We start from the raw sequence: 17,643 nt of genomic DNA, 5'->3' as shown, positions 1-17,643 counted from the left end.
ATAAAATTGCAAAAAAGGGCACTTTTTTAGTTATTCATATCCAACCACAGCTTTTATACAAACTTATCCACAGAAACAGGTTCCGGATTGCTAGAATGGCCGAAAACAAGGAGGCCAAGATGAACTTGCGACTAAGACCCTACAAGGGAAAACGCCCGCAACTGGGCAAACGGGTGTATGTAGATCCCTGCGCGACACTGGTGGTGTGATATCGAGCTGGCCGACGATACGCAAGTAAAGTGAGCAATTCCGTATTACACCAGGTTCGGAACGGCTCTTAGCTCCTATATAGAAGAGTTGAATAATGAGAGAAGGCAGTTGAGGCAGTTGAGGCAGTTGAGGCAGTTGAGGCAGTTGAGGCAGTTGAGGCAGTTGAGGCAGTTGAGGCAGTTGAGGCAGTTGAGGCAGTTGAGGCAGTTGAGGCAGTTGAGGCAGTTGAGGCAGTTGAGGCAGTTGAGGCAGTTGAGGCAGTATCAGAATTCATTAAAAGAAAAGCCGGGACAAGCCCGGCTTTTTCTTTATCACTCAGCAGCTGCTTCAGCAGCTGCCGGGCGGTCTACCAGCTCAATATAAGCCATAGGGGCGTTGTCGCCAGCACGGAAACCGCATTTCAGAATGCGAGTATAACCGCCAGCGCGCTCCAGGTAGCGCGGGCCCAGTTCATTGAACAGCTTAGCCACGATCGCGTTGTCGCGAGTGCGGGCAAATGCCAGACGACGATTAGCAACGCTATCAGTCTTGGCAAGGGTGATCAGCGGTTCAACTACACGACGCAGCTCTTTTGCCTTAGGCAGAGTCGTCTTGATGATCTCATGACGAACCAGGGAGCTGGCCATGTTGCGGAACATTGCCTGACGATGGCTGCTGTTCCGATTCAGTTGACGACCACTCAAACGATGGCGCATGACCTTATCCTTCTAACTAAATCTGTGAAACCCGTAATCTGGATTACTCGTCAGCGATGCTGGCGGGCGGCCAGTTCTCAAGGCGCATGCCAAGAGACAGACCACGGGAGGCCAACACGTCCTTGATCTCAGTCAGGGACTTCTTACCAAGGTTAGGAGTCTTAAGCAACTCAACCTCAGTACGCTGTACCAGATCACCAATATAGTGGATAGCTTCTGCCTTCAGACAGTTCGCAGAACGAACTGTCAGCTCCAAATCATCGACAGGACGTAGCAGAATCGGATCAAACTCGGGTTTCTCTTCTTTCTTCTCGGGCACGCTGACATCGCGCAGATCCACGAAGGCTTCCAGTTGCTCGGCCAGAATAGTGGCAGAACGACGGATGGCTTCTTCAGGATCCAGGGTACCATTGGTCTCCATGTCGATGACCAGCTTGTCCAAGTCGGTACGCTGTTCCACACGTGCTGCCTCAACATTGTAGGCAATACGAACGATGGGGCTGAACGCGGAGTCCAGCAGTAAGCGACCAATCGGACGCTCTTCGTCATCGTTGTGAACACGAGCAGAAGCAGGCACATAACCACGACCGCGCTGAACTTTCAGGCGCATGCTGATTTCAGCATTGGCACCAGTCAGGTGGCAGATTACATGCTCCGGGTTTACGATCTCGACTTCATCACCGTGAGTGATATCACCAGCGGTAACGGGGCCTGTTCCAGACTTGGTCAGGGACAGAGTTACCTCGTCCTTGCCTTCCAGCTTCACAGCGATACCTTTCAGGTTGAGCAGGATTTCAAGAATGTCCTCCTGTACACCTTCTTTGCTGCTGTACTCATGCAGTACCCCGTCAATTTCGACTTCAGTAACTGCACAACCGGGCATAGATGACAGCAAAATACGACGCAGGGCGTTGCCCAGCGTGTGACCAAAGCCACGCTCAAGCGGCTCAAGAGTCACTTTCGCATGAGTCGGGCTAACTTGCTCGATGTCAACTAGCCGCGGTTTAAGAAAATCTGTTACAGAACCCAGCATTGTGTCCTCTCTTTAGAAGCTAGCTTTACTTGGAGTAAAGCTCGACGATCAGCTGTTCGTTAATGTCGGCAGACAGGTCAGAACGCTCTGGCAGACGCTTGAAAGCACCTTCCATTTTAGCGGCGTCAACCTCTACCCAAGTCGGCTTCTCACGCTGACCAGCAACTTCCAGGGAAGCTTTGATACGCGCTTGCTTCTTAGCCTTCTCACGAACGCAGATCACGTCCTCAGGGGAAACCTGGAAAGAAGGAATGTTCACAACGCGACCGTTTACCATGATGGCCTTGTGGCTCACCAGCTGACGAGATTCAGCACGGGTAGCGCCGAAGCCCATACGGTAAACAACGTTGTCCAAACGACCTTCCAGCAGCTGCAACAGGTTTTCACCGGTGTTACCCTTTTGACGGGCAGCGTCGCGGTAGTAGTTGCGGAACTGTTTTTCCAATACGCCGTAGATACGACGAACTTTTTGTTTCTCGCGCAGCTGAACACCGTAGTCGGACAGACGCGCTTTACGCGCACCGTGCTGACCAGGGGCGGTGTCAATCTTGCACTTAGAATCAATCGCACGAACACCAGACTTCAGGAAGAGGTCGGTGCCCTCACGACGGCTAAGCTTAAGCTTAGGACCGATATATCTTGCCATCTTCTTTCTCCAACAATCCTAGACCAAGTTGCTACTGCGTTATACGCGGCGCTTCTTGGGAGGACGACAACCGTTGTGCGGGATCGGAGTCACATCAGTAATATTAGTGATGCGGAAACCAGCCGCGTTCAGAGCGCGGATGGAAGACTCACGACCGGGACCCGGACCTTTGACCATGACTTCCAGGTTCTTCACGCCGTATTCTTTGGCGATCTCACCAGCACGCTCTGCAGCTACCTGGGCAGCAAACGGAGTGGACTTACGGGAACCACGGAAACCTGAGCCACCAGAGGTAGCCCATGACAGAGCGTTGCCCTGACGGTCAGTAATGGTCACGATTGTGTTGTTGAAAGATGCATGAACGTGCGCAATACCGTCGCTCACTTGCTTTTTAACGCGCTTGCGAGCACGAGTCGGAGTTTTAGCCATTTTCTACCTTCCCGTTACTTCTTGATAGCCTTGCGCGGACCCTTACGGGTACGAGCGTTGGTCTTGGTACGTTGACCACGAACAGGCAGGCTACGACGGTGACGCAAACCACGGTAGCAACCCAGATCCATCAATCGCTTGATGTTCATGGAAATCTGACGACGCAGGTCACCTTCAACGGTGAATTTCCCTACTTGTTCACGCAGACTCTCGATCTGAGCTTCGTCCAGGTCTTTAATTTTCACATTCTCAGCGATACCGGCTGCGGCACAGATGGCCTTGGAGCGGGTACGACCGACGCCATAAATCGCAGTCAAAGCGATGACTGCATGCTTATGGTCAGGAATGTTAATGCCAGCGATACGGGCCACTATTCACTCCTACATATAGTAGATTACGACCACCACAAAGCCCGTGAGCGGATACGTGGCGGTCAACCAATACACAACAAAAGTTGGCTGGCTATATTAGCCAGCACAACTATTTGTTGCAAGTACTAACCGTAAAAAATTAGCCTTGGCGCTGTTTATGCTTTGGCTCGCTGCAAATCACACGCACCACACCGTGACGCTTGATGATTTTGCAGTTACGGCAGATTGCCTTAACGGAAGCACGAACTTTCATTGCTTAACTCCGTAACTACGCCGACCTTTAGCGGCCGTAGCCCTTCAGGTTGGCCTTCCTCAGGACGTCGCCATATTGATGAGACATCATATGGGTTTGTACCTGAGCCATGAAGTCCATGATAACTACCACGATAATCAGCAGCGAAGTGCCACCGAAGTAGAACTGTACGTTCCAGGCAGTCATCAAGAACTGGGGTACCAGACAGATAAAGGTTATATAGAGCGCACCTGCCAATGTCAGGCGAGTCATAACCTTATCGATGTAACGTGCTGTCTGCTCGCCCGGGCGAATCCCCGGGATAAAGGCTCCACTCTTCTTCAGATTATCTGCTGTCTCGCGGGGGTTGAACACCAGCGCGGTATAGAAGAAGCAGAAGAAGATAATGGCTGCTGCATACAGCATCTCGTAAAGCGGTTGACCAGGCTGCAGGACCATAGAGACCTGTTGCAGGATATCAGCTACTTTACCCTCACCCTGACCAAACCAAGAGGTAATGGTCCCTGGGAAGAGGATGATACTGGATGCGAAAATCGCAGGAATCACACCGGCCATATTCACTTTCAACGGCAGGTGTGTGCTTTGCGCAGCGAATACCTGGCGGCCTTGTTGACGCTTGGCATAGTTAACGACGATACGACGCTGACCACGCTCCACGAACACCACAAAGTAAGTCACAGCGAAAACAATCAAGCCCAGCAACAACAACAGCAGGATGTGCAATTCCCCTTGACGTGCCTGTTCGGCCGTAGCGCCAATGGCATGCGGCAGACCAGCAACGATACCCGTGAAAATAATCAACGAGATACCATTACCAATCCCACGCTCGGTAATCTGTTCACCCAACCACATCAAAAACATGGTACCGGTGACCAGACTTACAACCGCTGTGAAATAGAAGCCTAAACCCGGATGAGTCACGAGTCCATGCATCATATTCGGCAGACCGGTTGCAATACCAATTGCCTGGAAAGTTCCCAAAACCAGCGTGCCCCAACGGGTATATTGGCTAATCTTGCGACGGCCGGATTCACCTTCTTTCTTGAGTTCAGCAAGAGCGGGGTGAACCACAGTCAGCAGCTGGATAATGATCGACGCCGAAATGTACGGCATGATCCCCAGCGCAAGAATAGAAGCACGCGAGAGTGCACCACCACTGAACATGTTGAACATCTCAATGATGGTGCCCTTCTGTTGCTGGAACAACTCGGCCAGTACGGCGGCGTCAATACCAGGAATCGGCACATAAGAGCCTGCACGGAAAACGATAATCGCCCCGAGAACGAAGAGCAGACGGCTCTTCAGTTCACTCAGACCACCCTGTGCTTTAACATCCAATCCTGGTTTCTTAGCCATTGTACTGATTATTCCTCGATTTTACCGCCAGCGGCCTCGATGGCTGCACGTGCACCTTTGGTGACGGACAGACCACGAACGGTCACAGCACGGTCAATGTTGCCAGACAGAACAACTTTAGCGAATACGATGTTCTTAGTAACAACACCGGCTTGCTTCAGAGTGCTCAGATCGACCACATCACCTTCCACCATGGCGATTTCGTTCAGACGCACTTCGGCAGAAACCAAAGATTTGCGAGAGAAGAAACCGAACTTCGGCAGACGGATTTTCAAAGGCATCTGGCCGCCTTCGAAACCGTTGCGGACTTTGCCGCCACCGGAACGAGAGGTTTGGCCTTTAACACCACGACCACCAGTCTTGCCCAGGCCGGAGCCGATACCACGGCCACGACGTTGTTTTTCAGGCTTGGAACCAGCGGCCGGAGACAGAGTGTTCAGACGCATGCTTAGCCCTCCACCTTAACCATGTAATAAACCTGGTTGATCATGCCGCGTACGCACGGAGTATCTTCCAGCTCAACGGTGTGACCAATGCGACGCAGACCCAGACCACGCAGAGTCGCCTTGTGCTTTGGCAGACGGCCGATAGAGCTGCGAGTTTGAGTTACTTTTACAGTGTTAGCCATGTCGCATTACCCCAGAATTTCTTCAACGCGCAGACCACGCTTGGCAGCGATCTGTTCCGGTGATTGACCGTGAACCAGAGCGTCTACAGTTGCGCGAACAACGTTGATTGGGTTGGTGGAACCGTAGGTCTTGGCCAGCACGTTGTGGATACCGGCAACTTCCAGAACAGCACGCATGGCGCCGCCTGCAATGATACCAGTACCTTGAGAGGCCGGCTTCATGAACACGGTGGAGCCAGAGTGAACACCACGCACCGGGTGGTGCAGAGTGCCGTTGTTCAGCTCAACCTTGTTCAGGTTACGCTTAGCCTGTTCCATTGCTTTTTGAATAGCAGCCGGAACTTCACGGGCTTTACCGTAACCGTAACCTACACGGCCGTTACCATCACCCACCACGGTCAACGCGGTGAAGGACATGATACGACCACCTTTAACAGTTTTCGAAACACGGTTTACTGCAATGAGCTTTTCTTGCAGTTCGCCGGCTTGAGATTCGACTTTAGCCATCTTCGACTCCTAGCTTAGAACTGAAGACCAGCGTCACGTGCGGCAGCTGCCAGAGCAGCAATGCGACCGTGATACTTGAAACCGGAACGATCGAAAGATACGTTCTGAACGCCTTTGGCAATAGCACGCTCAGCGATAGCTTTACCTACAGCGGTAGCAGCATCTGCATTACCGGTGTATTTCAGAGCTTCACTGATGGCTTTCTCTACTGTGGAAGCAGAGGCCAGAACTTCGGAACCGTTGGCTGCAATAACCTGCGCATAGATATGACGCGGGGTACGGTGAACAACCAGACGGGTGGCTCCCAGTTCCTGCATCTTTTTCCGAGCACGAGTAGCACGACGGAGACGAGCTGCTTTCTTGTCCATAGTGTTACCTTACTTCTTCTTAGCTTCTTTAGTACGCACTTGCTCGTTGGCATAGCGTACACCCTTGCCCTTGTAGGGCTCCGGAGCGCGGTAAGCACGGATATCGGCGGCGACTTGGCCAACCAGCTGCTTGTCGACGCCACGCAGAACGATTTCTGTAGCAGTCGGGCACTCAGCGGTCACACCAGCCGGCAGCGCATGCTCTACCGGGTGAGAGAAGCCCAGAGCCAGCGCAACAGCATTGCCCTTGATGGAGGCTTTATAACCTACACCAACCAGCTGCAGCTTGCGCTCGAAGCCTTGGGTAACACCGATTACCATGTTGTTGACCAATGCACGGGCAGTACCGGCCTGAGCGTCAGCACCAGCGATGCTGCCGCGCGGGGCGAACTTGAGTACATTGTCTTCTTTGGTCACTTCTACACCGGCGTGAATAGAGCGAACCAGAGAACCTTTACCACCTTTGATGGTCAGTTCCTGGCCGTTCAGAGTCACCTCTACGCCAGCAGGAATAGTGACGGGTGCCTTAGCAACACGAGACATTTCCTACCTCCTATTAAGCGACGTAGCAGATGATCTCACCGCCCATGCTTGCTTTGCGAGCAGCACGGTCAGTCATCACACCTTTAGACGTGGACACGATAGCAACACCGAGACCGCCCATAACTTTCGGCAGATCAGTAGTGCGCTTGTAAATACGCAGGCCTGGACGGCTTACGCGTTGGATCAGTTCTACAACTGGCTTGCCCTGGAAATATTTCAGTTCAATTTCCAGTTCCGGCTTCACGTCACCAGCTACGGAGTAGCCAGCGATGTAACCTTCTTCTTTCAGCACTTTGGCGATAGCCACTTTCAGCTTGGAAGAAGGCATGGAAACCGCAACTTTGCTCGCCGCCTGACCGTTACGGATGCGGGTCAGCATATCCGCGATCGGATCTTGCATGCTCATAAGTCTAACTCCCGAGATTCGTTACCAAGAAGCCTTCTTCAGGCCCGGAATTTCGCCCTTCATGGCATGCTCACGCACCTTGATGCGAGACAGGCCAAACTTGCGCAGGAAACCGTGCGGACGACCAGTAATATTGCAACGGTTACGCTGGCGGGACGGACTGGAATCACGGGGCAGCTGTTGCAGTTGCAGTACAGCATCCCAACGCGCTTCTTCAGAAGCGTTCATGTCAACGATGATAGCTTTCAGCTCGGCACGCTTGGTCGCGTACTTGGCTACCAGCTTGGCACGCTTTGCTTCGCGCGCTTTCATGGATGTTTTAGCCATAACCCTAACCTTACTTGCGGAATGGGAAGTTAAAGGCAGCCAGCAGAGCACGGCCTTCTTCATCGGTATTCGCGGAAGTGGTGATGGTGATATCCAGACCACGGACGCGATCGACTTTGTCATAGTCGATTTCCGGGAAGATGATCTGCTCACGCACGCCCATGGAGTAGTTACCACGACCATCGAACGCTTTAGCGTTCAGGCCACGGAAGTCACGGATACGCGGTACGGAGATGCAGATCAGCCGTTCCAGGAACTCCCACATACGCTCGCCACGCAGGGTTACTTTACAACCTATCGGGTAGCCTTCACGAATCTTGAAGCCCGCAACAGATTTGCGAGCTTTGGTGATCAGCGGCTTCTGACCGGAAATGGCAGCCATATCGGCAGCAGCATTTTCCAGCAATTTCTTGTCAGAGATCGCTTCACCAACACCCATGTTCAGGGTGATTTTCTCGATCCGAGGGACTTGCATGATAGTCTTGTAACCGAACTGCTTTGACAGTTCATTTACTACATCGGATTTGTAGTAATCATGCAGTTTCGCCATCGTTAAACTCCAATTACTTCACAAGTTCGCCGGTGGATTTGAAGAAACGGACTTTTTTGCCGTCTTCAATCCGGAAACCAACGCGGTCAGCTTTGCCAGTGGCAGAGTTGAACAGCGCTACGTTTGATACATCGATGGGGGCTTCTTTGGTGACGATACCGCCAGCCTGACCCAGTGCGGGTACCGGCTTCTGGTGTTTCTTCACCTGGTTGATGCCTTCAACGATTACCTTACCTTTTGCAATCAGGACTTGAGTGACTTTGCCACGCTTGCCCTTGTCTTTGCCGGTAAGTACGATCACTTCGTCTTCGCGACGGATTTTAGCTGCCATCGTTCGACTCCTTACAGTACTTCGGGTGCCAGGGACACAATCTTCATGAACTTCTCATTACGCAGTTCACGGGTCACCGGGCCAAAAATACGAGTACCGATTGGCTGTTGGTTGTTGTTAAGCAACACAGCCGCATTGTTGTCGAAACGGATGACAGAGCCGTCCGGACGACGAACGCCTTTACGGGTGCGTACGACCACCGCGTTATACACATCACCTTTCTTCACTTTACCGCGAGGAATAGCTTCCTTGATGGAAACCTTGATGATGTCGCCGATGCCGGCGTAACGGCGGTGCGAGCCACCCAGAACCTTAATACACATTACACTGCGAGCGCCGGAGTTGTCGGCAACACCCAGCATACTTTGCATCTGGATCATCTTAGTGCTCCGCTTTGTTTACTTCTTATCCCTGATGGGATCTGGCTGCCTTCAAAAGGCGCGAAACTATAACACAGGATTTTTAGAAAAGGTAGCCTAAAAAACAAACGGCCCCTGAAAGGGGCCGTTTGGACTAAAAAGTACCGATTAGGCCTTTTCTAAGATCGCAACCAGGGTCCAAGACTTGGTCTTGGACAGCGGGCGGCATTCGCGGATTTCCACGAGATCGCCTGCTTTACACTCGTTGGTCTCGTCATGCACGTGCAGCTTGGTAGTGCGCTTGATGATCTTACCGTAGATCGGGTGCTTTACCTTGCGCTCGATAGCAACAGTGATGGACTTGTCCATCTTGTCGCTGATTACACGACCTTGCAGAGTACGGATCTTGTCAGTCATTACGCACCTGCCTTCTCAGTCAGTACAGTCTTGATACGTGCGACGTCACGACGCACTTGTTTCAGAGTGTGAGTCTGAGCCAGCTGGCCGGTGGACGCTTGCATGCGCATGTTGAATTGCTCACGCAGCAGGCCCAGCAGCTCCTGGTTCAGTTCTTCGACGCTCTTTTGACGCAGATCTTGGGCTTTCATCACATCACCGTCTTAATTACGAAAGTGGTCTGAACAGACAGCTTAGCTGCGGCCAGGGCAAACGCTTCACGCGCCAGAGCCTCAGGTACACCGTCCATCTCGTACAGAACCTTGCCAGGCTGGATCGGGCAAACCCAGTATTCCACGTTACCCTTACCTTTACCCATACGAACTTCGAGGGGCTTTTCGGTGATGGGCTTGTCCGGGAACACACGGATCCAGATCTTACCTTGACGCTTAACGTGACGGGTCATGGCACGACGGGCTGCTTCGATTTGACGAGCAGTCAGTTGACCACGGGATGTCGCCTTCAGGCCAAAGGTACCGAAGGATACTTCGTTACCAGAGGTGGCCAGACCGCGGTTACGACCCTTGTGGGTCTTGCGGAATTTAGTACGCTTAGGTTGCAACATTTACCGAATCTCCTTACTTAGCAGCGCGGCGCTTGTTGTCACGCTTGGGCTTTGCAGGAGCTTGCTCTTGAGCAGCGGCAGCGTTAACAGCAGCCAGACCGCCCAGAACTTCGCCCTTGAAGATCCAAACTTTAACGCCGATCACACCGTAAGTGGTGTGGGCTTCAGAAGTTGCGTAGTCGATGTCGGCACGCAGGGTGTGCAATGGCACACGACCTTCACGGTACCATTCGGTACGCGCGATTTCAGCGCCGCCCAGACGACCGGAAACTTCCACTTTGATGCCCTTGGCACCCAGGCGCATTGCGTTCTGTACGGCGCGCTTCATAGCACGACGGAACATTACACGACGCTCCAGCTGGGAAGTGATGCTGTCGGCAACGAGTTTGCCATCCAGCTCCGGCTTGCGGACTTCGGAAATGTTGATCTGAGCAGGCACGCCAGCAATAGTGGCTACAGCTTTGCGCAGTTTCTCAACGTCTTCGCCTTTCTTACCGATGACAACACCCGGACGAGCGGTGTGAATGGTCACACGGATGCTCTTGGCCGGACGCTCAATGGTGATCTTGGACAAGGACGCGTTTTTCAGTTCCTTGGTCAGGAACTGGCGTACTTGAAAATCGCTGTACAGGTTGTCAGCGAAGTCTTTGGTGTTCGCGAACCAGGTAGAATTCCAAGGCTTGGTAATACCCAGGCGAATGCCATTAGGATGTACTTTCTGACCCATTGCTTATCTCCCAGCCTTAGCGTCGGATACCACTACAGTGATGTGAGCGGTACGCTTGAGGATACGATCCGCACGACCTTTGGCACGCGGACGGATGCGCTTCATGGAGGGACCTTCGTCGACCATGATAGTAGCAACACGCAGCGCGTCGATATCGGCGCCTTCGTTGTGCTCAGCGTTTGCAATGGCAGATTCCAGCACTTTCTTAACCAGCACAGCAGCCTTTTTCGGGCTGAAGGTCAGGATATTCAGAGCCTTGTCTACGGACAGACCACGTACTTGATCGGCTACCAGACGAGCTTTCTGGGCAGAAGTACGGGCATAACGGTGTTTAGCGATAGCTTCCATCATTTATCCCTTAGCGCTTCTTAGCCTTCTTATCAGCAGCATGGCCGCGATAAGTACGAGTCGGTGCGAATTCACCCAGTTTGTGACCGATCATTTCTTCGGTAACGAAAACCGGAACGTGCTGACGACCATTATGGACAGCGATGGTCAAACCGATCATGTTCGGGATGATCATTGAACGACGGGACCAGGTCTTAACCGGCTTTTTATCCCCGCTTTCCACCGCTTTCTCTACCTTCTTCAGCAAGTGCAGGTCAATAAATGGACCCTTCTTGAGAGAACGTGGCATGGTGATTCCTCTATGTTAACAATTACTTGTTACGACGACGTACGATGTACTTGTCGGTACGCTTGTTCTTACGGGTCTTGAAGCCTTTAGCCTTCTGGCCCCATGGGGACACAGGCTGCATGCCTTTGTTACGACCCTCACCACCACCGTGCGGGTGATCAACCGGGTTCATCGCCATACCGCGAACGGTCGGACGAATACCACGCCAGCGGTTTGCACCGGCTTTACCCAGTTGACGCAACATGTGCTCGGAGTTACCGACTTCACCGATGGTAGCGCGGCACTCGGCCAGAACTTTACGTACTTCGCCGGAACGCAGACGCAGAGTTACATAGTTACCTTCACGAGCCAGGATCTGGATGAAAGTACCAGCGGAACGAGCCAGCTGGGCACCTTTACCAGGCTTCATCTCTACAGCGTGAACGGTAGAACCAACCGGGATGTTGCGCATCGGCAGGGCGTTACCTACCTTGATGGCTGCATCAGCACCAGAAGCGATTGCGTCACCAGCTTTCAGGCCTTTCGGAGCCAGGATGTAACGACGCTCACCGTCTGCATACAACACCAGAGCGATGTTAGCGGTACGGTTAGGATCGTATTCCAGGCGCTCTACTTTAGCCGGGATACCGTCTTTGTCGCGTTTGAAGTCGACGATACGGTAGTGCTGCTTGTGACCACCACCGATATGACGGGTAGTGATACGGCCGTTGTTGTTACGACCACCGGACTTGCTTTTGCTGTCCAGCAGAGCGGCAAAGGGCTTACCCTTGTACAGCTCTTGATTGACGATCTTGACGACGTGACGGCGGCCCGGAGAAGTAGGCTTGCACTTAACGATTGCCATTTTTGAGAACTCCTCTTACTCGGCTGCGCCCATGAAGTCGATGTCCTGACCAGCTTTCAGGGTCACATAAGCCTTTTTCCAATCGGAACGACGGCCTACACGCGCACCTGAGCGCTTGGTCTTACCCTTCATGTTCAGGGTGCGGACGGTCTCAACTTCGACCTCGAACAGTTTCGCAACTGCAGCTTTGACTTCCGCCTTGGTGGCATCAACAGCAACTTTGAACACGATAGTGTTCTGCTTTTCTGCGACCATGGTGCTCTTTTCAGAGATGTGCGGAGCCTTCAGAACTTTCAACAGACGTTCTTCGCGGATCATGCCAGCATCTCCTCGATTTGCTTAACTGCGTCAGCAGTCATCAGAATCTTGTCGAAGGCGATCAGGCTGACCGGGTCGATACCGGCAACATCACGCACGTCGACCTTGTACAGGTTGCGAGCAGCCAGGAACAGGTTCTCATCGACTTCAGCAGTCACGATCAGAACGTCAGTCAGTTCCATCTCTTTCAGCTTGGCGATCAGTTCTTTGGTCTTCGGCGCTTCGATGCCGAATTTCTCGACAACGATCAGGCGCTCTTGACGTACCAGCTCGGACAGAATGCTACGGATAGCGCCGCGGTACATCTTCTTGTTTACTTTCTGGCTGTGATCTTGCGGCTTAGCAGCAAAAGTCACACCACCGGAACGCCAGATGGGCGAACGGATGGAGCCAGCACGGGCACGACCAGTACCCTTCTGACGCCACGGCTTTTTGCCGCCACCAGACACTTCAGAGCGAGTCAGCTGCGCACGAGTACCCTGACGGGCACCAGCGGCATATGCAACGACGACCTGGTGAACCAGAGCTTCGTTGAATTCGCGCCCGAAGGTAGTCTCGGAAACTTCAAGAGCGCTCTTGGCGTCTTTCATTACCAATTCCATTACTATCTCCTCAGACGTTACGCTTTGACGGCAGGTTTGACGATCACGTTGCCGTTGGTTGCACCCGGTACTGCGCCTTTGATGAGCAGCAGGTTGCGTTCAGCGTCAACACGAACCAGTTCCAGGTTCTGAGTCGTTACACGCTCAGCACCCATGTGACCAGCCATCTTTTTGCCCTTGAATACACGACCCGGAGTCTGGTTCTGACCGATAGAACCCGGAACGCGGTGAGACAAGGAGTTACCGTGGGTCATATCCTGGGTGCGGAAGTTGTGGCGCTTAACAGTACCAGCAAAGCCTTTACCTTTGGATGTGCCAGTAACGTCTACCAGCTTAACGTCAGCGAGAAGATCTACTTTCAGCTCGCTACCAACAGTGAAAGTTTCACCGTTGTTCAGGCGGAATTCCCACAGACCGCGACCGGCTTCTACACCAGCTTTGGCGAAGTGGCCAGCTTCCGGCTTGGTCACACGGCTGGCTTTTTTGGCGCCAGTGGTAACCTGAATAGCGTTGTAGCCGTCGGTTTCTACAGATTTGACCTGAGTTACACGGTTAGCTTCAACTTCGATAACAGTCACCGGGATAGAAACGCCATCTTCAGTGAAGATGCGAGTCATACCCACTTTGCGACCTACAAGACCGATTGTCATTGTTATCAACCTCTTTCCGTAATTAACCCAGGCTGATCTGGACGTCTACACCAGCTGCCAGATCCAGACGCATCAGGGCGTCTACGGTCTTGTCAGTCGGCTCAACGATGTCTACCAGACGCTTGTGAGTGCGGATCTCGTACTGATCACGCGCATCTTTGTTGACGTGCGGGGAGATCAGGACGGTGAAGCGCTCTTTGCGAGTCGGCAGCGGAATAGGACCGCGAACCTGCGCGCCAGTGCGCTTTGCAGTTTCAACGATTTCCGCAGTGGATTGATCAATCAGGCGATGATCAAAAGCCTTCAGGCGGATACGGATTCTTTGGTTCTGCATTGACAGAGCTCCAATAGATAAAAGAACATAAATCAACACCGCCCGACCGAGATCTCTCCCGCCAGAGGTGTGATTTTTCACGTTTCCTCCCATATCGGGAGGACTGTATGGCTGGTCTCTGCAAGCAGTAAACTCAGCAGCAGACATATCGTCTGGCTTACCTCATGGGTAAGCGGAGGGGATTATACGGATTTTTTCAATTTGCGCAAGAGAGGGCGAACAGATTGTGCACAATTTTCTGTGACAGATGGATCTCTGTCACCGTCCCCGAAAAGGCACGTCCATGACAGGAATCACCTCAAGGAATGTCCGGCGTCACGACAAGCTCGTCAATGGGCTGATAGACTGCCGCTTTCTTCCGTTCATGACACGACAGCGATGATCAAAGATCAAAAGAAAGCCTACCAGTACGCACTCTGCGCCGTGGCGCTCTGGTCCACGGTGGCAACGGCCTTCAAGATTTCCCTCACCTATTTTGCGCCAGTGCAACTGCTGCTGGTTGCGGCGCTGACCTCGACCCTGCTGCTGGGCACCATAGTACTCAAGCAGGGCAAACTGCCGCTGCTCTGCAGCTATCTGCGCAGCCGCCCGCTCTATTACCTGATGCTGGGGGTGATGAATCCCTTCCTTTATTACCTGCTGCTGTTCAAAGCCTATGATCTGCTGCCGGCCCAGCAGGCACAGACCCTCAGCTACACCTGGGCCATCACCCTCACGCTGCTCTCGGTGCCATTCCTCGGCCAGACCCTGCGCCGCCGCGACGGAGTGGCTATCGTGCTCGGTTATTTCGGGGCGCTGGTCATTGCCACCAAGGGGGATGTCTTCGGACTGCACTTTGACAATCCCTTGGGTGTTGCGCTGGTGCTGCTCTCGACCCTGATCTGGGCCAGCTACTGGATCCTCAATACCCGCAATCAGGGGGACCCCGTCGTCAGCCTGCTGCTTGGTTTCATTATCAGCCTCCCCTTCATCGTGCTCGCCACCTGGCTGCTGGCCGACTTCCAGCTGACCGCCTGGCAAGGCTGGCTGGGTGCCATTTATGTCGGGATCATCGAGATGGGGTTTGGCTTCGTACTCTGGCTGATGGCGATGCGCCATGCCACCAACACGGCCCCCATCAGCAACCTCATCTTCATCTCGCCGTTTGCCTCGCTGGTGCTGCTCAACCTGTTGGTTGGCGAGGCGATCCACCCAGCCACCCCCATCGGGCTGGGATTGATCGTGGCGGCCCTGCTGATCCAGCAGCTGAGATATGGCAAGCGCTATCGCAAGGCTGCCGCCACAACACCGGAGAAAGTGCTCTGATAAAAAGTGGTCTGATAATGCAGAAGGGCGTATCCATCGATACGCCCTTCTTTCAATCCATCCACTCCTGCGGCTGGTGTTTCGGCAATCGCACCTCAACCAGCAAACCGCCGAGATCCGCGCTCCCCAGCCGGATAGTGCCGTGGTGCTGGGCAACTATCTTGGCCACAATCGCCAGACCAAGACCGCTACCACCGACGGTGCGCGCCACATTGCCCTGGGTGAAGGGCTTGAGTACCCGGGCATAATCCTGCTCGGGAATACCGGGGCCATCATCTGACAGGCGCAAGCGCACCCAGTGACCATCGTCCTTCAATTCGGCATGCAGCCTGCTCGCCCCATAACGCAGCGAGTTGCTTGAGAGGTTGTTCAACACCCGTCGCATGCTGACCGGATTGCAGGCCACCCGCACCGCATCCTGCGGCAGCGCCAGTTCCACCTCCAACCCCTGTTCCGAGTAGATCAGCAAGGTATCGTGCACCAGCTGGGTCAGGTCGATCGGCATCAGGTCCTGCCCCTCATCAGGGCGGATATAGTCGATGAACTGATCGATGATGGCATTGGATTCATCAATATCGGAATTGATGCTCTCCTTGAGGTACTCGTCACCGGACGACATCATCTCGGTGGCCAGCCGGATGCGGGTCAGCGGGGTGCGCAGATCGTGGGATACCCCCGCCATCATCAGATTACGCTCCTCGATCAGGCTCTTGATGGAGTGCGACATGTGGTTGAAGGTACGGGTCAGCCGCCGCACTTCCCGTGACCCCAACTCCCCCAGCGCCTCGGGGAAATGCCCCTTGGCCACGGCCACCGCGCCAGCCTCGAGATCCTCGAGCGGGCGCACCAGCTGGCGGGCAAAGCGCCAGGCCGCAAACAGGGTGATCACCAGCAGCACGCTCAGATAGATAATGAGGGGTTCGATATCATCATCTTCAATCTCGGTCAGCGGGATCCGCACCCAAATTTTGCTGGCCTGCGGCGGCTGGATCCAGATGATGTAGTGATCCTGGATCTCGACCCGCACCTTGGCCGGGCCACCCAGTTCGCGGCTGATGTTCTCCTCCAGATAGGGGTACGGCTTGGCATCGTTGAAGCCATGCTGCACCGCCTCGCTCTGGGTGTAGATGTCGGTACCGGTCGTCACATAGACCAGCGCCTCGGCATCTTCACTCAGCGCCAGCTGCTCGGTATTAACCGGAAAGATCAATTTGACCTGATTGGCCAGCAGGTGACTGATCTGCTTGACGGTTGGCGCCAGCAGATAGTTGTAGAAGGTAACGTAGGAAACCGCTTGATAGACCACCAACACGGCGGCCAGAAACCAGAGCATGCGCGAGAACATGCTGCCGACCTTTTTCATGCACCGTCACCATCTGGTACAAACACATACCCCAGACCCCAGACGGTCTGCAGATAGCGGGGCTGGGCCGGATCCTGCTCCAGCAGGCGGCGCAGGCGAGAGACCTGCACATCAATGCTGCGCTCGGTGGCGGTGTATTCGCGGCCACGGGCCAGATTCATCAGCTTGTCGCGGGAGAGCGGCTCGCGCGGATGGCTGACCAGCACCTTGAGCACCGCAAACTCACCGCTGGTGAGCGCCATAGGCTCGCCATCCCGGTTCAGCTCGCGGGTCGCCAGATTGAGCTGGAAGGCACCGAAGTTGACCACCTTCTCTGCTGCAGAGGGAGCCCCCGGCAACTCGACGGTATGGCGGCGCAACACGGCACGGATCCGCGCCAGCAATTCGCGGGGATTGAACGGCTTGGGCAGATAGTCATCGGCCCCCATCTCGAGCCCGACGATGCGATCCACTTCATCCCCCTTGGCGGTGAGCATCAGAACCGGGATCTGGTTGCCCGCTTCCCGCAGACGACGGCAGATGGAGAGCCCATCCTCCCCCGGCAACATCAGGTCGAGCACCATCAGGCTGAAGTTTTCACGAGTCAGCAGGCGATCGGCCTGTTCGCCATTGGCCACGCCGCGCACCACGAATCCCTGCTCGGTGAGATAGCGCTCCAACAGGGAACGTAATTTCAGGTCATCGTCCACGACCAGGACCTTGTATTGCTGCTGACTCATTGCTTTGCCTCTTATTCTTTAGCTGCCCCCAATACTAAATAACTGATCCCAATAGTGCTACACCTTCGCTGTGCCATAGCCATTCCCCGGGAAAGGAGACACGGTATCCAT

At 53.9% G+C, this 17,643-nt stretch carries 31 protein-coding genes and 1 pseudogene; 2 read left to right on the top strand and 30 right to left on the bottom strand.

The annotated features are described in order from the left end of the window. Nucleotides 1-95: 95 nt before the first annotated feature. A pseudogene (locus OKC40_RS23000) lies at nucleotides 96-237 on the top strand (gamma carbonic anhydrase family protein); the annotation flags it as partial. A gap of 284 nt (nucleotides 238-521) precedes the next feature. On the opposite strand, the gene rplQ reads toward OKC40_RS23000, so the two are convergent. The 28 genes from rplQ to rpsJ all read right to left on the bottom strand — a co-directional run bounded on the left by rplQ (nucleotide 522) and on the right by rpsJ (nucleotide 14,145). Then, the gene (gene rplQ, locus OKC40_RS20010) at nucleotides 522-905 is read right to left on the bottom strand and encodes a 50S ribosomal protein L17 (protein WP_005307999.1); all 384 of its coding nucleotides are present in this window, start codon (nucleotides 903-905) and stop codon (nucleotides 522-524) included. Nucleotides 906-948: 43 nt separating this feature from the next. Then, nucleotides 949-1,938, bottom strand: coding sequence for a DNA-directed RNA polymerase subunit alpha (locus OKC40_RS20005; protein ID WP_005307997.1), 990 nt, complete (start codon nucleotides 1,936-1,938; stop codon nucleotides 949-951). A gap of 25 nt (nucleotides 1,939-1,963) precedes the next feature. Then, nucleotides 1,964-2,584, bottom strand: coding sequence for a 30S ribosomal protein S4 (rpsD, locus tag OKC40_RS20000; RefSeq protein ID WP_005340600.1), 621 nt, complete (start codon nucleotides 2,582-2,584; stop codon nucleotides 1,964-1,966). A gap of 39 nt (nucleotides 2,585-2,623) precedes the next feature. Beyond that, entirely contained in the window at nucleotides 2,624-3,013 is a 390-nt protein-coding gene (gene rpsK / locus OKC40_RS19995) for a 30S ribosomal protein S11 (protein WP_005319702.1), read from the bottom strand. A gap of 14 nt (nucleotides 3,014-3,027) precedes the next feature. Beyond that, nucleotides 3,028-3,384, bottom strand: coding sequence for a 30S ribosomal protein S13 (gene rpsM, locus OKC40_RS19990; protein WP_005307991.1), 357 nt, complete (start codon nucleotides 3,382-3,384; stop codon nucleotides 3,028-3,030). 139 nt (nucleotides 3,385-3,523) lie between these two features. Then, nucleotides 3,524-3,637, bottom strand: a complete 114-nt coding sequence (gene rpmJ / locus OKC40_RS19985) for a 50S ribosomal protein L36 (RefSeq protein ID WP_005319705.1) — start codon at nucleotides 3,635-3,637, stop codon at nucleotides 3,524-3,526. Between the two features lie 27 nt (nucleotides 3,638-3,664). Continuing rightward, a complete protein-coding gene (gene secY / locus OKC40_RS19980; RefSeq protein WP_042059159.1) occupies nucleotides 3,665-4,993 on the bottom strand; it encodes a preprotein translocase subunit SecY in 1,329 nt (442 codons plus the stop codon). Nucleotides 4,994-5,001: 8 nt separating this feature from the next. Further along, on the bottom strand, nucleotides 5,002-5,439 hold the full coding sequence (rplO, locus tag OKC40_RS19975; RefSeq protein WP_033138839.1) for a 50S ribosomal protein L15: 438 nt from the start codon (nucleotides 5,437-5,439) through the stop codon (nucleotides 5,002-5,004). A 2-nt stretch (nucleotides 5,440-5,441) separates the two neighbouring features. Then, nucleotides 5,442-5,621, bottom strand: coding sequence for a 50S ribosomal protein L30 (gene rpmD, locus OKC40_RS19970; protein WP_005307985.1), 180 nt, complete (start codon nucleotides 5,619-5,621; stop codon nucleotides 5,442-5,444). A gap of 6 nt (nucleotides 5,622-5,627) precedes the next feature. Continuing rightward, nucleotides 5,628-6,128, bottom strand: a complete 501-nt coding sequence (gene rpsE, locus OKC40_RS19965; RefSeq protein ID WP_005340605.1) for a 30S ribosomal protein S5 — start codon at nucleotides 6,126-6,128, stop codon at nucleotides 5,628-5,630. Between the two features lie 14 nt (nucleotides 6,129-6,142). Continuing rightward, nucleotides 6,143-6,496, bottom strand: coding sequence for a 50S ribosomal protein L18 (rplR, locus tag OKC40_RS19960; RefSeq protein ID WP_005340606.1), 354 nt, complete (start codon nucleotides 6,494-6,496; stop codon nucleotides 6,143-6,145). A gap of 9 nt (nucleotides 6,497-6,505) precedes the next feature. Beyond that, complete coding sequence (gene rplF, locus OKC40_RS19955) at nucleotides 6,506-7,039, bottom strand: 50S ribosomal protein L6 (protein WP_005340607.1); 534 nt, start codon at nucleotides 7,037-7,039, stop codon at nucleotides 6,506-6,508. 13 nt (nucleotides 7,040-7,052) lie between these two features. Then, nucleotides 7,053-7,445, bottom strand: a complete 393-nt coding sequence (gene rpsH / locus OKC40_RS19950; protein WP_005307980.1) for a 30S ribosomal protein S8 — start codon at nucleotides 7,443-7,445, stop codon at nucleotides 7,053-7,055. Nucleotides 7,446-7,466: 21 nt separating this feature from the next. Beyond that, nucleotides 7,467-7,772 (bottom strand): 30S ribosomal protein S14, encoded by a 306-nt coding sequence (rpsN, locus tag OKC40_RS19945; protein ID WP_005340609.1) that lies wholly within the window; start codon nucleotides 7,770-7,772, stop codon nucleotides 7,467-7,469. A 10-nt stretch (nucleotides 7,773-7,782) separates the two neighbouring features. Continuing rightward, nucleotides 7,783-8,322, bottom strand: coding sequence for a 50S ribosomal protein L5 (gene rplE / locus OKC40_RS19940; RefSeq protein WP_005331162.1), 540 nt, complete (start codon nucleotides 8,320-8,322; stop codon nucleotides 7,783-7,785). A 13-nt stretch (nucleotides 8,323-8,335) separates the two neighbouring features. Beyond that, on the bottom strand, nucleotides 8,336-8,653 hold the full coding sequence (rplX, locus tag OKC40_RS19935; RefSeq protein ID WP_005307977.1) for a 50S ribosomal protein L24: 318 nt from the start codon (nucleotides 8,651-8,653) through the stop codon (nucleotides 8,336-8,338). 11 nt (nucleotides 8,654-8,664) lie between these two features. Beyond that, nucleotides 8,665-9,033, bottom strand: coding sequence for a 50S ribosomal protein L14 (rplN, locus tag OKC40_RS19930; RefSeq protein WP_005307975.1), 369 nt, complete (start codon nucleotides 9,031-9,033; stop codon nucleotides 8,665-8,667). 147 nt (nucleotides 9,034-9,180) lie between these two features. Further along, nucleotides 9,181-9,429, bottom strand: a complete 249-nt coding sequence (rpsQ, locus tag OKC40_RS19925) for a 30S ribosomal protein S17 (protein ID WP_033138836.1) — start codon at nucleotides 9,427-9,429, stop codon at nucleotides 9,181-9,183. Continuing rightward, entirely contained in the window at nucleotides 9,429-9,620 is a 192-nt protein-coding gene (gene rpmC, locus OKC40_RS19920) for a 50S ribosomal protein L29 (protein WP_005307965.1), read from the bottom strand. The genes rpsQ and rpmC overlap by 1 nt, the downstream gene beginning before the upstream one ends. Next, nucleotides 9,620-10,033: a 50S ribosomal protein L16 gene (gene rplP, locus OKC40_RS19915; RefSeq protein ID WP_005340612.1), complete on the bottom strand. Its 414-nt coding sequence runs from the start codon at nucleotides 10,031-10,033 to the stop codon at nucleotides 9,620-9,622. Before rplP ends, rpmC begins: the two co-directional genes overlap by 1 nt. A 13-nt stretch (nucleotides 10,034-10,046) precedes the next feature. Further along, on the bottom strand, nucleotides 10,047-10,760 hold the full coding sequence (rpsC, locus tag OKC40_RS19910; RefSeq protein WP_005307962.1) for a 30S ribosomal protein S3: 714 nt from the start codon (nucleotides 10,758-10,760) through the stop codon (nucleotides 10,047-10,049). Between the two features lie 3 nt (nucleotides 10,761-10,763). Then, complete coding sequence (rplV, locus tag OKC40_RS19905; RefSeq protein ID WP_005319741.1) at nucleotides 10,764-11,108, bottom strand: 50S ribosomal protein L22; 345 nt, start codon at nucleotides 11,106-11,108, stop codon at nucleotides 10,764-10,766. Nucleotides 11,109-11,118: 10 nt separating this feature from the next. After that, a complete protein-coding gene (gene rpsS / locus OKC40_RS19900; protein ID WP_005307960.1) occupies nucleotides 11,119-11,397 on the bottom strand; it encodes a 30S ribosomal protein S19 in 279 nt (92 codons plus the stop codon). 22 nt (nucleotides 11,398-11,419) lie between these two features. Then, nucleotides 11,420-12,241 (bottom strand): 50S ribosomal protein L2, encoded by an 822-nt coding sequence (gene rplB / locus OKC40_RS19895; protein ID WP_005340614.1) that lies wholly within the window; start codon nucleotides 12,239-12,241, stop codon nucleotides 11,420-11,422. Nucleotides 12,242-12,256: 15 nt separating this feature from the next. Next, nucleotides 12,257-12,559 carry a 50S ribosomal protein L23 gene (rplW, locus tag OKC40_RS19890; RefSeq protein ID WP_005331199.1) on the bottom strand — a complete coding sequence of 101 codons (303 nt, stop codon included), beginning with the start codon at nucleotides 12,557-12,559 and terminating at the stop codon, nucleotides 12,257-12,259. Next, a complete protein-coding gene (gene rplD, locus OKC40_RS19885) occupies nucleotides 12,556-13,161 on the bottom strand; it encodes a 50S ribosomal protein L4 (protein WP_025325386.1) in 606 nt (201 codons plus the stop codon). The genes rplW and rplD overlap by 4 nt, the downstream gene beginning before the upstream one ends. A 17-nt stretch (nucleotides 13,162-13,178) precedes the next feature. Next, nucleotides 13,179-13,811 (bottom strand): 50S ribosomal protein L3, encoded by a 633-nt coding sequence (gene rplC, locus OKC40_RS19880; RefSeq protein WP_005340620.1) that lies wholly within the window; start codon nucleotides 13,809-13,811, stop codon nucleotides 13,179-13,181. Between the two features lie 22 nt (nucleotides 13,812-13,833). Beyond that, a complete protein-coding gene (rpsJ, locus tag OKC40_RS19875) occupies nucleotides 13,834-14,145 on the bottom strand; it encodes a 30S ribosomal protein S10 (protein ID WP_005307944.1) in 312 nt (103 codons plus the stop codon). A gap of 378 nt (nucleotides 14,146-14,523) precedes the next feature. On the opposite strand from rpsJ, the gene OKC40_RS19870 reads away from it, so the two are divergent. Beyond that, nucleotides 14,524-15,450: a DMT family transporter gene (locus OKC40_RS19870; protein ID WP_234603809.1), complete on the top strand. Its 927-nt coding sequence runs from the start codon at nucleotides 14,524-14,526 to the stop codon at nucleotides 15,448-15,450. 52 nt (nucleotides 15,451-15,502) lie between these two features. Here the strand turns inward: OKC40_RS19870 and envZ are convergent, their stop codons facing one another. Next, nucleotides 15,503-16,813 (bottom strand): two-component system sensor histidine kinase EnvZ, encoded by a 1,311-nt coding sequence (gene envZ / locus OKC40_RS19865; RefSeq protein ID WP_234603807.1) that lies wholly within the window; start codon nucleotides 16,811-16,813, stop codon nucleotides 15,503-15,505. Next, entirely contained in the window at nucleotides 16,810-17,532 is a 723-nt protein-coding gene (ompR, locus tag OKC40_RS19860; protein WP_042059170.1) for an osmolarity response regulator transcription factor OmpR, read from the bottom strand. The genes envZ and ompR overlap by 4 nt, the downstream gene beginning before the upstream one ends. Nucleotides 17,533-17,643: the final 111 nt, after the last annotated feature.

This window comes from Aeromonas sp. QDB11, from assembly GCF_027705265.1.
Classification (GTDB): domain Bacteria; phylum Pseudomonadota; class Gammaproteobacteria; order Enterobacterales; family Aeromonadaceae; genus Aeromonas; species Aeromonas allosaccharophila.
Note: the sequence above shows the minus strand (reverse complement) of the source record. Positions and strands in the feature narration are given on the sequence as shown.